The 14,783-nt window shown below is 35.0% G+C and carries 17 protein-coding genes; 12 read left to right on the forward strand and 5 right to left on the reverse strand.

Annotated elements, in window-relative coordinates; genetic code table 11:
- Positions 1-102 precede the first annotated feature (102 nt).
- Positions 103-441, reverse strand: coding sequence for a winged helix-turn-helix domain-containing protein (locus FUA24_RS09095; protein WP_148541566.1), 339 nt, complete (start codon positions 439-441; stop codon positions 103-105).
- 10 nt (positions 442-451) lie between these two features.
- Positions 452-1,630, reverse strand: coding sequence for a molybdopterin molybdotransferase MoeA (locus FUA24_RS09100; protein ID WP_148541568.1), 1,179 nt, complete (start codon positions 1,628-1,630; stop codon positions 452-454).
- A gap of 168 nt (positions 1,631-1,798) precedes the next feature.
- Between FUA24_RS09100 and FUA24_RS09105 the strand changes: the two genes are divergently transcribed.
- The 12 genes from FUA24_RS09105 to FUA24_RS09160 all read left to right on the forward strand — a co-directional run bounded on the left by FUA24_RS09105 (position 1,799) and on the right by FUA24_RS09160 (position 12,709).
- On the forward strand, positions 1,799-2,038 hold the full coding sequence (locus FUA24_RS09105; RefSeq protein WP_148541569.1) for a hypothetical protein: 240 nt from the start codon (positions 1,799-1,801) through the stop codon (positions 2,036-2,038).
- A 2-nt stretch (positions 2,039-2,040) separates the two neighbouring features.
- Entirely contained in the window at positions 2,041-4,365 is a 2,325-nt protein-coding gene (locus FUA24_RS09110; RefSeq protein WP_148541571.1) for a molybdopterin-dependent oxidoreductase, read from the forward strand.
- A 3-nt stretch (positions 4,366-4,368) separates the two neighbouring features.
- On the forward strand, positions 4,369-5,064 hold the full coding sequence (locus FUA24_RS09115) for a nitrate reductase cytochrome c-type subunit (protein ID WP_148541573.1): 696 nt from the start codon (positions 4,369-4,371) through the stop codon (positions 5,062-5,064).
- A complete protein-coding gene (locus FUA24_RS09120; protein WP_148541575.1) occupies positions 5,054-5,677 on the forward strand; it encodes a multiheme c-type cytochrome in 624 nt (207 codons plus the stop codon). Before FUA24_RS09115 ends, FUA24_RS09120 begins: the two co-directional genes overlap by 11 nt.
- 2 nt (positions 5,678-5,679) lie before the next feature.
- Positions 5,680-6,753, forward strand: a complete 1,074-nt coding sequence (locus FUA24_RS09125) for a 4Fe-4S dicluster domain-containing protein (protein ID WP_148541577.1) — start codon at positions 5,680-5,682, stop codon at positions 6,751-6,753.
- A gap of 15 nt (positions 6,754-6,768) precedes the next feature.
- A complete protein-coding gene (gene dsrP, locus FUA24_RS09130) occupies positions 6,769-7,986 on the forward strand; it encodes a sulfate reduction electron transfer complex DsrMKJOP subunit DsrP (protein ID WP_148541579.1) in 1,218 nt (405 codons plus the stop codon).
- A gap of 83 nt (positions 7,987-8,069) precedes the next feature.
- Positions 8,070-8,882 (forward strand): Crp/Fnr family transcriptional regulator, encoded by an 813-nt coding sequence (locus tag FUA24_RS09135; RefSeq protein ID WP_246147006.1) that lies wholly within the window; start codon positions 8,070-8,072, stop codon positions 8,880-8,882.
- A gap of 213 nt (positions 8,883-9,095) precedes the next feature.
- On the forward strand, positions 9,096-9,509 hold the full coding sequence (locus FUA24_RS09140; RefSeq protein WP_148541581.1) for a globin family protein: 414 nt from the start codon (positions 9,096-9,098) through the stop codon (positions 9,507-9,509).
- A 20-nt stretch (positions 9,510-9,529) separates the two neighbouring features.
- Entirely contained in the window at positions 9,530-10,348 is an 819-nt protein-coding gene (locus tag FUA24_RS09145) for a c-type heme family protein (RefSeq protein ID WP_148541583.1), read from the forward strand.
- Between the two features lie 116 nt (positions 10,349-10,464).
- On the forward strand, positions 10,465-10,947 hold the full coding sequence (locus FUA24_RS09150; protein WP_148541585.1) for a hypothetical protein: 483 nt from the start codon (positions 10,465-10,467) through the stop codon (positions 10,945-10,947).
- Positions 10,948-10,953: 6 nt separating this feature from the next.
- Entirely contained in the window at positions 10,954-11,982 is a 1,029-nt protein-coding gene (locus FUA24_RS09155; protein ID WP_148541587.1) for a ferredoxin--NADP reductase, read from the forward strand.
- A 16-nt stretch (positions 11,983-11,998) separates the two neighbouring features.
- The gene (locus FUA24_RS09160) at positions 11,999-12,709 is read left to right on the forward strand and encodes a cytochrome c3 family protein (RefSeq protein ID WP_148541589.1); all 711 of its coding nucleotides are present in this window, start codon (positions 11,999-12,001) and stop codon (positions 12,707-12,709) included.
- 305 nt (positions 12,710-13,014) lie between these two features.
- Here the strand turns inward: FUA24_RS09160 and FUA24_RS09165 are convergent, their stop codons facing one another.
- The 3 genes from FUA24_RS09165 to FUA24_RS09175 form a co-directional block, all read right to left on the reverse strand.
- Positions 13,015-13,686 (reverse strand): type 1 glutamine amidotransferase domain-containing protein, encoded by a 672-nt coding sequence (locus FUA24_RS09165; protein WP_148541591.1) that lies wholly within the window; start codon positions 13,684-13,686, stop codon positions 13,015-13,017.
- Between the two features lie 27 nt (positions 13,687-13,713).
- Entirely contained in the window at positions 13,714-14,034 is a 321-nt protein-coding gene (locus FUA24_RS09170) for a YdhR family protein (protein ID WP_222861342.1), read from the reverse strand.
- A 93-nt stretch (positions 14,035-14,127) separates the two neighbouring features.
- Positions 14,128-14,697, reverse strand: a complete 570-nt coding sequence (locus FUA24_RS09175; RefSeq protein WP_187388230.1) for a Crp/Fnr family transcriptional regulator — start codon at positions 14,695-14,697, stop codon at positions 14,128-14,130.
- Positions 14,698-14,783: the final 86 nt, after the last annotated feature.

Here is a 14,783-nt window from a genome sequence, read left to right on the forward strand (position 1 = left end):
AGCCAAATAACCACTGGCACCACCGTGACCTACACTTGAGTATAAAAAGGAAACAACCGGCAGTATTAAGAGGAAGATGTATATGTTTTCGGTTTCCAGCATTTATAAACGTTCAATTTTTTGAAGTTGCTCATCTAAAAATGCCCAACAGCTTCTATTAATTTCATCAAAAGCGTTTATTAAGGATTGACCGTATTCTGTTAACTCAGCTCCACCACCGCCTTTACCACCTATACTGTTAATGGTAACTGGGCTTTTTGCCGACTTGTTAACCGAATCTAAAAGTGTCCAAGCTTTTTTGTAAGAAATATTTAAGGACTTTGCAGCTTTTGATAATGAACCTGTCTCTTGAATAGCCTTTAATAGGTGCACACGCCCTTCTCCAAGTAATACATTATTGTCTGCTTCAATCCAAATCCTGCTTTTAATTTTATAACTCATAACTCAAATCTTAAACGGGTAGTAAAATGATTTCTAATTCGTCTCCGACGTTGACTTCAGAAATTTCTTCAGGAATAAATACCAAGGCATTAGATAGGGCAAAGGTCTGTAGCATTGACGAGTTTTGTCCCTCCATGAGTTCTACTTCACCGTTGGTGTAAATTGCTTTTAAAAATTGAGGTCTATCACCTCTTTTAAGGAATTTTGATGTGGATGTTCCTGTAATTCTTGTTAACTCATTGGTTTCAATACCCATCATGTTTTGCAAAGCGATATATACATAAACATAAAAGCAACTTAAGGCTGCAGCAGGATTACCTGGTAATGCAAAAACAGAAGTGTCATCCTTTTTCCCAAAAAACAATGGCTTACCTGGTTTTTGCTTCACTTTGTAAAACACCTCTTTAACCTGAATTTCATTTAAGGCTCTTCCAACAAAATCATAGTCACCAACAGAAATCCCTCCTGTAATCATTACTAAGTCATTGGCATTAATTGCGGTTTTTAGAATGTCAACTGTTTGATTGTAATCGTCAACAACTTTATAAATAGTAACATCATAAAACTTAAGGCTATATAATGCGCTCAAAAGCATTTTAGAGTTACTTTCGTATATTTTGCCGTATGTTAATTCTTGTCCGGGTTCAATAAGTTCGTTTCCAGTAGTAACAATAGCTATGGTTGGTTTTTTATAAACCGATACTTCTGTAATTCCTAAAGACAACAAATAACCAATGCCAGCAGGAGTAAGTTTAGTACCTTTTTTTAAGGCCACTTCGCCTTGCTTTACTTGTTCACCTAAAGGCCGAATGTTTTGTTCTAAATTAATCTGGTGCTCAATTTTTATAGAACCATTATTAGCCGATACCTTTTCCTGCATCATAATGGCATTTGCAGTATCTGGAACAGGAGCCCCGGTAAAAATTCTAACAGCTTCACCTTGCTTTAAAATTGGTTGATGGCCATCACCAGCTTTTACTTCATCAATCAAATTATAGTTTAAATCCTCATGCAGATTTAAAGCATATCCATCCATTGCAGATTGCCTAAATGGCGGCATATTTATGGGGGATAATACATCTTCATAAAGATAATAACCATTGGCTTTTTCAACCGGTTTAGTTGTTGGTTGTACAAGTCTATTTGTGTTGTTTTTTACAGAGGCAATGGCTTCAGGTATTGTAATCATTGAGTTTATCGTTATTTCCATGCAAATATAGCGATTCTTGTTTTATTGAATATGAGAAAAGTCATAAATATTATTTAGAATAATTGTAAATAGATTAAACCTGATTTTTATCAGGTTTTTTCCTGCTATAAAACAGGACTTTTATATCCGAATTAAAAGATTAAAAGGATGCCTATTAAAAGTTACCTCGCTTATCCTCAAGACAATCAAAAGGAGGATTTAATAAACGCTGTTTCGCAAATTCCTAGTTGCGAAGTAATCCCTTCAGAAAATCAAGACTTGCTAATTGTGGTAACCGAAGCCAACAATACTATTGAAGACGAACAAATAAAAGAGAAAATAGAAGCTATTGAAAGTTTAAAACTGCTTTCACTGGTTTCTGGGTTTGATACAACAAAAAGAGACTAAATATGTATAACTCAATAACTAACAGACGTAGTTTTATTAAAAAAATGGCAATAATGTCTGCAATGACAGCTGCTGCCAGTATGTTTCCTGGAATTTTGTTTGCCGAGGAACAAGAGAAGAATTTACCAAAAGGAGATTTTGATTGGAAAAAAGGACCATGTAGATTTTGCGGTGTAGGATGTGGTATTTTGGTTGGTACAGAAAACGGAAAGGCTGTTGCTGTAAAGGGCGATCCTAATTGCTCTGTTAATAAAGGGTTATTATGCGTTAAGGGTTACCATCAGACCATGTGTATTCAAGCTAAAGACAGACTAACGCACGCTCTAGTTAAGAAGAACGGTAGTTACGTTAAGACACCTTTAAATGAAGCTTTAGATTTAGTTGCTAGTAAAATGAAGTCGACTATTGAGGAGCACGGAAAAGACGCGGTTGCAATGTATACCTCCGGACAATCTACAATTCCAGAAGGTTATGTAGCTTCTAAACTAATGAAAGGAGCTATAGGTACTAATAACCTTGATTGTAATGCACGTTTATGTATGGCTAGTGCCGTTGCAGGTTTCTTAACTACGTTTGGCGCAGATGAGCCTATGGGATGTTATGAAGATATTGACCATGCTGATTATTTCATTACTTGGGGAAACAACATGGCAGAGATGCATCCGGTGTTATTCTCTAGAATGTTGGAGCAAAAGAATAGAAGAGGTGCAAAAATTATAGATTTTGCGACAAGAACATCTCGTTCAAGTACAGCGTCTAATAGATCCATTTTGTTTGAACCACAAACAGACTTAGCTGTGGCCAATGCCATTTGTTATGAGATTATAAATAATGGATGGATGAATAAGTCTTTTGTTGAAAATCACTGTAACTTCAGCAAAGGACTTACAAATATGGGGTATGGAACAGAAGATAAATATAAGTTCACAGATAAGCCCGAAAAAATAGATTTTGAAGCCTATAAAGAGTTCTTAAAAGATTACACTCCAGAAAAAGTAGCTAAATATTCAAAAGTATCGGCAAAAGATATTAAGTACTTAGCATCTATTTACGGAGATCCGAATAAAAAGGTGGTGTCTTATTGGTGTATGGGGATGAACCAACACACCAGAGGTACTTGGATGAACAATTTGGTTTATAATATACACCTTTTAACTGGTAAGATTTCGCAACCAGGAAATGGCCCTTTTTCATTAACAGGTCAACCATCTGCTTGTGGAACAGCAAGAGAAGTAGGAACGTTTACTCATAAGTTACCAAAAGGTGTGGTAATGAATGAAAAACACAGGCGTTTAGCTGCAAAAATATGGAAGGTACCTTATGAGCGTATACCATCTAAACCAACCTATCATACTACCGAAATGTTTAGAGCGGTAGACCGAGGTGATATTAAGTTTATTTGGACTCAGGTTACGAATCCATTGGTGTCTTTACCAAAAACGAGTCGTTATCGCCCAGGAATGGAGAAAGACTCATGTTTTGTGGTTGTGTCTGATGTATTTCCAACACCAACTTCAGATGTAGCCGATGTTATTTTGCCAGCATCATGGCATATTGAAAAAAGTGGTCTATACGGAAACTCAGAACGTAGAACTCAGCACTGGGATAAAATGGTTGATGGACCAGGAGAAACTACACCAGATGCTTGGATGACTATTGAAGTTGCTAAACGTATGGGCTACGGGGATTTATTCCCTTATTCTGAAGAAAATCACGTTGAAGAAATTTACAATGAATATATTCAGTTTCATGAAGGCGCAAAGCATGGAATGGCTCCATTAGAAGTGTTAAAGAAGGAGTCTGGAGCTATTTGGCCTTATGTAAACGGAAAATCTACACAGTGGCGTTTTAACGCTAAATATGATCCTGCCTGTACCAACGGAAAAGATTTTGAGTTTTACGGAAAACCAGATGGTAAAGCCGTGATTTGGCAACGTCCATACGAGCCCGCTGCAGAATCTCCAGATGCAGAGTATCCATTTTGGTTAAATACGGGGCGTGTTGTAGAACACTGGCATACGGGTTCTATGACTAGAAGAATTCCTGTTTTACATAAAGCTATGCCACACGCTTATGTTGAGTTTCACCCAGAAGATGCCAAAGCGTTAGGAATTAGAGATGGTGAAAAGATAAAGGTGTCTTCTAGAAGGGGTTCATGTGTATTACCAGCATCAATTAATAAAAGAGGATTACCTACTAAGGGACAAGTTTTTGTGCCATTCTTTGATGAAAACATGCTGATAAATGATGTAACGCTTGATGCCTTTTGTCCTATTTCAAAAGAGCCAGATTTTAAGAAGTGTGCTGTAAAAGTTGAAAAAGTATAACAGATGAGTAAGCGATTAGGTATCATATCATTATTTGTAATTCTGTTTATAGCTTTTATATGGATTTGGAATTTAAGTTATAAAGCAGGACAAGAGGAAGCCTATGTTCCTATTGTGAATGATAATCCGGTACAGATGATGCCATCTGAATCAGGAGTGTTTAAAAGATCTGAATTTGCTTTAGATTACGCAGAAATGCCTGTTGATGAAACACATCAGCGATCATTAAAAGACTATTATAAAAATAGAGCATTTCATGGTGCGCCACCAAGTATTCCGCATCCTGTTCAAGATGATAAACATTTGGGAGGAAATAGTTGTTTAAAATGTCATGAAAATGGTGGCTATGTAGATAAATTTAAAGCCTACACTCCTGTAGTACCGCATCCAGAAATGACCAATTGTAGACAATGTCATGTACCACAACATACGCAAACCTTATTTAAGGGCAGTAATTTAGCAGAGGTTCGGGCACCAAAAGTTGGAGTTAATAATGCTTTAGTTAGCAGCCCTCCTGTAATTCCGCATCAAATACAAATGCACGAAAATTGTTTATCATGTCATGCTGGACCAAGTGCTCCTAAAGAAATTCGTGTAACGCATCCAGAACGTACCAACTGCAGACAGTGTCATGTGTTGAATAACAAAGAAATGGCAGATAGAGGAACTTTTAAAAGAGCAACTACCAATGAAGAATAAACTAATACAAAAGGTTATTTGCATGTCGTTCTTTGCATTTATGTTAATGTCATGCAATCATGGTGAAAATAAATACCACAGTGTTACTGATAAGATAGAAGAAGAAAGTAAGCATTATCATGGTACATCTATTTCTTCAGAGAGGTTTTTAGAGGATATTAAAACTATTGAGATTACTGAAGGCGAGCATAAATTTCTAATTCCAGAAAGGAAGAGCCAAATTAAATCTTATGCTTGTACGGAATGCCATACAAAGCCACTAGATCAATTTCAAAGTAAAGATGGTAAGAAAGCCCATTGGGACATAAAATTAAATCATGCCAACGAAAATACAATGAATTGTGTAACATGTCATAACGGTAATGATATGGATAACTTGAAGAGTTTAACGGGTAACCAAATAGACTTTAATCTAAGTTATAATGTCTGTAACCAATGTCATACCAAGCAATTTGAAGATTGGAAAGGTGGCGCACATGGCAAAAAAATAGGAGGTTGGGCACCCCCAAGAGCCTCAATGACATGTGTAAATTGTCATAATCCGCATGAGCCACATTTTGAGTCACGTTGGCCAGCACGCTTTAATACACAAAAAGTAATAGAAAGAGAATAGGTATGGGTACGGATAATAAAAAATGGTTTTCGCTAAATATTGGTAGAAAAGACCAAGGAACTTCCAAAAACTGTAGTTGTGGAAAAGAATCTGGTGGATGTGGTTCTCACAAACAAGAAGAAGTTGTAAAAAAAGATGGCTTTGAACAGGTGTTTGATGTGAAAATGAGCCGACGTTCTGCATTTAAGCAGTTAGCAGCAAGTTTAGCTGTTGGAGCAGGAGCGGTAAGTACTTCGTGTAGCATGTTTTCGGGTGATGAAAGTAAGGAAAAGGCTCAGATAGACTGGGAAGAACAGTTTAAAGGTAATTATAAACTAATGACGGATGAAGAGAAGAAAGCTACTGTAGATAGATTGGTGCGTTCGTATCAATTAAGAACAGGGAAAACCATTAGTATGTCTTCTAAAAATTCCGAAGAAAATGTGTTGTTTGGTTACGCTTTCAATATTTCTAAATGTCAGGGGTATATGGATTGTGTAAATGCTTGTGTTGAAGAAAACAATCAAGATAGAAATTCGCAGATGCAATACATCCGTATTCATGAAATGAAGGATGGTAAAGGGTTTAATTTTAGTGAATCTGATGATAATTATTACCATGAAGTACCGGCAGAAGGACATTTTTATATGGGAACACAGTGTTTTCATTGCGATAACCCACCTTGTGTTAATGTATGTCCTGTACAAGCAACCTGGAGAGAAGATGATGGGTTAGTAGTTGTGGATTACGATTGGTGTGTAGGATGCAGATATTGTATGGCGGCTTGCCCTTACGACGGACGAAGATTTAACTGGAGTAAACCTGAAGTTCCAGAAGAAGAAATAAATAAGAATCAGCATTACCTAGGTAATCGTCTTCGTAAAAAAGGCGTTATGGAAAAATGTACATTCTGCGTACAACGCTCCAGAGCTGGACAAAACCCTGCATGTGTAGAGGCGTGTCCCACAGGAGCACGTATTTTTGGAAACTTACTAGATCCTAACAGTACCATTAGATGGGTGTTAGAAAATAAAAAGGTATTCAGATTAAAAGAAGATCTAGGTACAGAGCCTAAGTTCTGGTATTTTATGGATTAATAACGAATTAATTACATGGGACGATTTAAAGTTTTAAGAAGTTTAGTAAAAGATAGTTTTAATACTATTACGCACGGTTCTAAAAAGTACCATTTATGGATGGCAGCCTTAACTTTCATTATGTTGGTGGGCATGTATTGCTATTCCATTCAATTAAACGAAGGGCTAAGTGTAACTGGCATGAATGATAGAGTAAGTTGGGGATTATATATATCCAATTTTACATTTCTAGTAGGCGTTGCGGCGGCGGCAGTTATTTTGGTAATGCCAACCTATGTGCTGCATGATATAGATTTTAAACAGGCAGTATTAATTGGCGAGGGGTTAGCCGTTGCAGCCCTAGTAATGTGTTTGGCTTTTGTTATTGCAGATATGGGTGGACCATCCGTGTTATGGCATATGATTCCAGGAATAGGCGTGTTTAACTTCCCCAATTCCATGCTAACTTGGGATGTATTGGTGTTAAATGGCTACTTATTCTTAAATCTAACCATACCTTTATACATATTGTTTAGGCATTATCAAGGCAAAGAAGCAAAATCACGAGTTTATATTCCTGGAGCATTAATTTCTGTATTTTGGGCTATTGCAATTCACTTGGTAACTGCATTTTTATATCAAGGTTTACAAGCAAGACCATTTTGGAACAACGCGCTTTTAGGGCCCCGTTTCTTGGCCTCGGCTTTCGCAGCAGGACCTGCGTTAATAATTTTAGTATTAGCAGTAATCCGATCTTCGAGTACGTTTAAGGTAGAAGACAAGACCATAAAAAAAATAGCCATGGTGGCTACAGTGGCAGCTCAGATAAACTTAATAATGTTAATTTCAGAGCTGTTTAAAGAGTTTTATGCGCCAACTCATCATAGTGAGAGTGCACATTATTTATTCTTTGGACTAGATGGTAAAGATGCTTTGTTACCTTGGATTTGGACTGCTATTTCACTTAATGTAATCGCAACCGTACTATTAACTTTCCATAAGCTAAGAAATAATTTTAAGGTACTTTATTTTGCTTGTTTCATACTATTTGTTGGTATATGGATTGAAAAAGGATTCGGATTAATTATTCCAGGATTTATTCCGGGACCGTATGGTAAAATTGTAGAATATTCGCCCACAGGCATAGAAATAATGGTCACTTTGGGTATTTGGGCACTTGGAGCTTTTGTGTTCACAATTTTGGCAAAAACAGCTATCGGCATAGAAGTAGGAAAACTACGTTATAAAAAATAAAGCGTTGTGAAGTTGGTAATTTAACCCTATTAAATTTCCTATTTACAAAAAAAAGACTATCCAATTTTATGAGCCTCTTAAAAATGAGAGGCCTCACAAGAAAACTAAGTATTGTTACGTATATTTGTTCTAACACTAAGAACAATATGCAGGCTACAGCACCATACCTTAAATCTAAGAGGAATCTTTCTGGAAAGATTTCTTGCCATGATTGTACTAATACAAAGTGCTTAGTCAAAAACAATCTTTCGTCTTTAGAGGTTAGCGGGTTTATCAATAATAAAAGTGAAATCTTTTGTAAAAAAGGTCAGCAGTTTATTATAGAAGGTGCACCTGTAAATGGATTGTTTTTCATTCTTCAAGGTAAAGTAAAAGTATTCAGAACAGGAATTAATGGAAAAGAGCAAATTGTAAGATTTGCAAAAAATGGAGAGATTATTGGCCATCGTGGTTTTGGTACGGAAGAGTATTATTCCATTGGTGCAATTGCATTAGAAGACACATCTCTTTGTTATTTTTCTAAAGATTCTCTTCAAAGCGCATTACGCGAAAACTCTGATTTTACTTATGCTATGATGCTTTTCTACGCCAATGAACTTAATAGAAGTGAGTCTAAAGTAAAGTCTCTATCTCAAATGACAGTTAGAGAACGTGTTGTTGATACGTTGTTATACATTAACAGAAAGTTTGGTAGTGTAAATGGTTTCTTAGATTTACCATTAAGTCGAAAAGAATATGCTGACTATGCAGGTACTTCTGAAGAACAAGTTATAAGAGTTTTTTCAGCACTAAAAAAAGAAGAATTAATTGCAGCCAAAGGAAAAAAAATAGGCGTGCAAGATGTTGAACTTCTTAAAAAAGAAATTAGCGAGCATAACTACTTCTTAGATAGCTAGTTTCTAATATCCTTTTATTTATCAATTTAAAACATGGTGTTAAATCATGTTTTGTACTGCGCTCTATTTATATAAAACAAGACAAAAAAGATATTTTGCCCTGAGTGTTCCCATATTTAATTAAAAGTAGTAGAATTAGATTTGTGTTATAATTAAGTATTAATACTTATTTGTTTTTTCAGGTAAGTATTAGATCAAAAAATAACACTAAAGATGGAACAATCAACTATTACTCTTGTACAAGATTCTTTTGAAAAAGTAAAGCCAATTGCCTCTACAGCGGCTGAAATATTTTACTCAAAACTTTTTGAATTAGACCCAGCGCTAAAACCACTATTTCCAAGTAGTGATGATGCCATGAAAGTTCAAGGAAACAAACTAATGTCTATGCTAGCATCTGCAGTTGCTGGTTTAAGCAATTTGGAGGCATTAATTCCTGTATTACAAGATTTAGGTAAGCGTCATGTTGATTATAAAGTTGAGGCATCGCACTACGAAACTGTTGGAGCTGCGTTATTAGGAACTTTAGAAGCAGGTTTAGGCGAAGATTTTACACCAGATGTAAAAAACGCTTGGGCATCTGTTTACACAACTATGGCAGACGTAATGATTAAAGCATCATATTAAAATTAATAAAAAGAGAAAAAATGGAAAACTTTAAAAAACTACAAATTATAACAGTATTAGCACTTGCATTAGTATTAACCGCATGTGGTGGTGTACCAGAAGAAAAGACTGCAGCAGCAGGAGAAGACAAAGCCTTTTCTGTTGAGGAAGTACTAGAAATGGTAGCAAAAGAAAATGATGTTACCAGAACGTTATATACAAAAGCTATTGTTGGTAAAGGTAAAAAACAAGGTATGAAATTTGACGAAGACTGGAGAAAAGACGATGTTGAAGCTGGTCCACTTCCTGCACTATTCTTAAGAGGTGTAGCTACAAGCATTAGAAAAAGCCCTGTGCCATTAGGACTATATTTAGGATCTGATTACCCTGTTAATGCTGCCAATAAATTTGAAGGCAAGCAAGCAGAGTTATTCGATGAAATTAAAAAAGATCAAAAACCACAGTTCTTTTACGATGAAGACCAGAAGTTACATACTGCAATGTTCGCAGATTTAGCAAGCGCGGGCGCTTGTGTAACATGTCATAATGATCACCCACAAACAGCAAAATCTGATTGGAAATTAGGAGATGTTATGGGAGCAACGACATGGCAATATCCAAAAGATTCTTTAACCTATAAAGAAACAGTAGCAGTATTAAATTCTTATGCGCAAGGAACTGTAGATATTTATATGGAATACCTAGACGAAATTGATGCTTTTAAAGAAAGCGAAAAACCTACTATAGGAGACAAATGGCCAGCTGAGGGTAACTACCTTCCAACGGCAGAGGTGTTCTTAGATAGTGTTAGAAAACTAGCTTCATATGAAACTATGAAGCAATTAGTTGCTGCTAAGTAAGCAGCGTATTTTTCTTTAGTGTTAAGATTACAATCTAGCTCATTTATTATTCTATTGTTGGTTATGCATAAATGAGCTAAAGATTGTAATCGATTATAAATATCTATTAAATAAATATGGTTTTAAGCAATAATAAATCTACTGTAGTCGGTCTCATTTTGTTTGCTGCATTTATACTGCAATTGGTTCTAAAATTAGAGTGGACCTGGTTACTGCAATTGCAACAAGAAGAAATGTATAAACGTTGGTCTGGGTTATTGCTAACATTAGTAATTGCGTTTCAGTGGTTACTATCTGTAGTACGAACTCGTAAGCGTTTTAGACAGCACATTTTTACCATGCAAAACATTCACAAATGGGTAGGGGCTTTAAGTCCGGTGATTTTCTATATACACACTATGCATTTTGGATATGGTTACTTGTTATTGTTATCATATATATTTTTTGCAAATACCATTTTAGGGTATTTCAATTTAGATGTAATTAAAAATAATAGTGACGCCCTATTTAAAGGTTGGATGATTGCACATGTAGCTCTGTCATTAATCATTACAATTCTTATGGTGTTTCATGTAGTAATGGTGTTTTATTATAAATAAAAAGGTATGAACTTAGTAGTTAAAGATATAATTAGAGAAACCGAAGATGCGGTAAGTGTTTGTTTTAAAAACGGGAACCTGTTTAAAAAGTTAAAGTATAAACCAGGACAGTTTTTAACCATACATGTGCCCATTGAAAAAAAGGTACACAAGAGAGCATATTCGTTTAGTAGCAATCCTTTTACAGACAAGGATTTAAAAATTACTATTAAGAGAGTGCAAGGCGGGCTAGTCTCTAACTATGTGCATGACAACCTTAAGGTGGGCGACAAATTAAAGGTTGATGATCCAGCAGGAAGTTTTTGTATTACACCAGAAAAAAAGGCAGCTAAACAGTACGTATTATTTGCTGGAGGTAGTGGTATTACGCCAATGTTTTCAATACTAAAATCTGTACTTACCGAAGAAAAAGATTCTAAAGTGCTATTAATCTATGCCAACCAAAATATAGAATCCATCATTTTTCATAAAGAATTAAGCACTCTACAAGATTTATACCCAGAACGATTTGCAGTGGAGCATATCGTATCGGAATGTGTAACCTGTGAAGGTAATTACCACAGAGGGCTAGCATCTCATGAACTCATAGACAAGATTATTTTAAAGCACAACCTGTTTTATGATGATCATGTATATATGATTTGCGGGCCGTTTGGGTACATGGAAAAAATTAAAGAAATTCTAAAAGACAGTGGTATCGGAAGAGCAAAAATAAAGGTTGAAGTCTTTAAAGCTCCAGAAGTAAAAGTAACGGGTAAAGATTTATTAAGTGATGTTACTTTAAAATACAATGGCGAAGAACATCAAATAAAGGTTAAAGGAAACAAAACTATATTAAACCAGGCCATGTCAGATAATATCGTAATACCTTACTCTTGTAGATCTGGTATGTGTGCAAGTTGTAAAGCTAAATGCGTTGAAGGTGAGGTAAAAATGACCGATGGCCACTTTTTAACCGATGAGGAAGTAGAGGAAGGTACAGTGCTAACTTGTATAACCTATCCGTTAACCGAAAAAGTAGTTATAGAAATCTAGTGTAAACAAAAGACATATGTTTAAAATAAGTCCGTTAAGAAAAAGACAAGTTACAGGAGCACTTATAGGTTTAATAGTGGGTAGCGCGTTGTTTTATGTGTTTACTCTTGAAGCTGCTGAAGAATATGTGTCTATTGGTCCCATGAATACTGGTCACCAAGATTTATCATGTTTTACCTGTCATGCCGATGCCCAAGGTAACTTAATGCAGCAAGTACAATCTAATATATCTCATGCCTTCGGAGCACGAAAGGAAGGTGTAGACTTTGGTACGCAAGATGTAACGGTAGACAATTGTTTGGAATGTCATGATAGAGCTAATGATAGGCACCCAACGTACAGATTCTCAGAGCCCAGATTTAAAGATGCTATAAAAGCTATAGATGCTACAACATGTATTACTTGCCACACAGAACATCGTGATAAAGAACGAGTGTCATTGGCTACAGCAGATTATTGTATGAACTGTCACCAGGAATTAGTGGTAGAAAACGATCCTTTAGATATTTCACACGAAGATTTAATAGCAAAAGAAGAATGGACCACATGTATACAGTGTCATGATTTTCATGGTAATCACCGATATGAGGTACCAGAGAAAATGGCGGATACAATTCCATTAATGGCTGTTAAGAAATATTTTGAAGGTGGTGCAGATCCTTATGGAACCGATAAAAAATATACTGCATTATCTCAAGAAGAATGGATAAAAACTTTAGATAAATAGTGTATTAATAATATTAAGGAATAAGAAAATTTATGTCAGTTATAGTGCTTCCGAAGCCATGTGGAATAGTGTATCGAAAACAAATAAATTTTTGTCTAAAATAACGCTTCTCAATACATCACGCTTTTCACGTGATACTCGAAGTGACAATACTTATTTAGATAAGTAATTATAACAATGTTGTTAAAGGGAAAAAAAGCGAATTTATAAACAATTCACAAAGATTAGTCACTTGCTTTTTTTAACCAGCCATCTCTGGCTGGTTTTTTTTCTTCAGATAAACAAAAGCAATAAAATTGAATTTTTTACAATAATAAATTAATCATTTTCATTGCCACATTAGACGCTGAGGCCGGATTTTGTCCTGTTACCAAGTTTCCGTCATTTACAATGTATGGTTCAAATGGTTTGGTATATGAAAAAATAGCCCCTTGTTTTATAAGTTCTTCATAAAGCATAAAAGGAATTATCTCATTTAACTCATGACCGTCCATTTCTTCTTCCTCTTTTGTAAAACAATTTATTTTTTTGCCGTACAACAAATTTTGACCAGTAGACAATGTTACATTTAGTAAAGCTGCGGGTCCATGGCAAACGGCGCCTATAACTTTGTTATTTTCGTAACAATAGCGAATAATATTTTTTATTCTAGGATCACTTACCATATCCGTCATTAGCCCTAAGCCTCCAGGAAAAAAAATAGCATCGTAAGCAGTAATGTCTATTTTATCTAATTCATGACTAGAATTTAATCTCTTAAAACCACTGGAAACCATGAAGTTTTTGGAGTTAGTTAGACTTTCATCATACCCTACATAAGGAGGTTTTCCTCCTAATATACTGGCAAAATCTACGGTCATTCCATTTTTTATAAATTCGAAATAAGGATCAGCAATTTCTGAGAACTCATAACCAGTTTTGTGTTTTCTAGTCCCGGTAATACTATTACTGGTAACAATGAATAAAATATGTTTCATTATAATTTACTTAGAATAGCGTATAGTTTAATTATAATGAGGAGAGTTCATTCCTCTACTTGCTTGTTCTGTAACATCTCCATCAAAAATTTTGGTCATAAAGCTTACTCCAAAATTTCTAGCTTCTTTAGGAAAGATGTTCCAAGCAAAATCCTGAGCGTTTTCTAGGGATTGAAATTCATAGAATCCACCTACTGTATTTGAGCCAACACCGCTTAACCATGTTTTTCTTACCAATCCCTTAATTGAAAGTAAGTTTGGATTCATCTCTTTCCAAGGAACATTCTCAAAGGGAATTGAAAATTGTAATTCTGTATACACAAATACTTTTTTAATTTCTTTGTTCATTTTGTATGTTTTTAATGTTTGAGCTTAATTGCTCAATAACAACACAAAATTGCAGTTCTTAAAGATTATAAAAGTTGTCATATGACCATCTTTTTAAAGTTTAGCTCTTAACTTGCTTAAAGTTGAATTCGTCATGCCCAAATAAGAAGCTATAGCTTTACTAGAAATTCTTGAAAGTAACTTAGGTTCATGTTCCATAACCCATTTTAGCTTATCTATACCTTCCATACCTAGAAAACTATAAATACGCATTTGAGAATGTATAAAGGCAAATTCTACGAATTGATGATATATGTGAGCAAAAGCATTAGAAGATTTTACTAATTTATAAAAGTCATTACGATTAATTACCAATAGTTCTGAAGGCTCAAGGGAAACCAAACAGTCTCTGGAAGGCTTCTGAAGCATAAAGCTTGTATTAGCAGAGATAATACTATTTTCAAGAGCAAAATAACCCGTAATTTCGTTGCCTTTATTGTCAATTTCGTAAAGCCTTAGACATCCTTTTTTTATAAAGTAAAAGTGATTACAAACCTGCCCTATATTACAAAGCATCTCATTTCGTACAGTTTTTATTGGTTTAAATTTTTCAACGATGTTTTCTAATTCATCATTTTCAATGGTAACCTGTTTAGCTATATAGTTTTTGAGTTCAGAGTACATTCTGTTAGAATTATAAAGAGTAAAATTAAAACTCTTGACAATATTAAAAGTTGTTTTATGACAATATTTATAAAAATTGATAGAGA

It is taken from the genome of Seonamhaeicola marinus, from assembly GCF_008085455.1.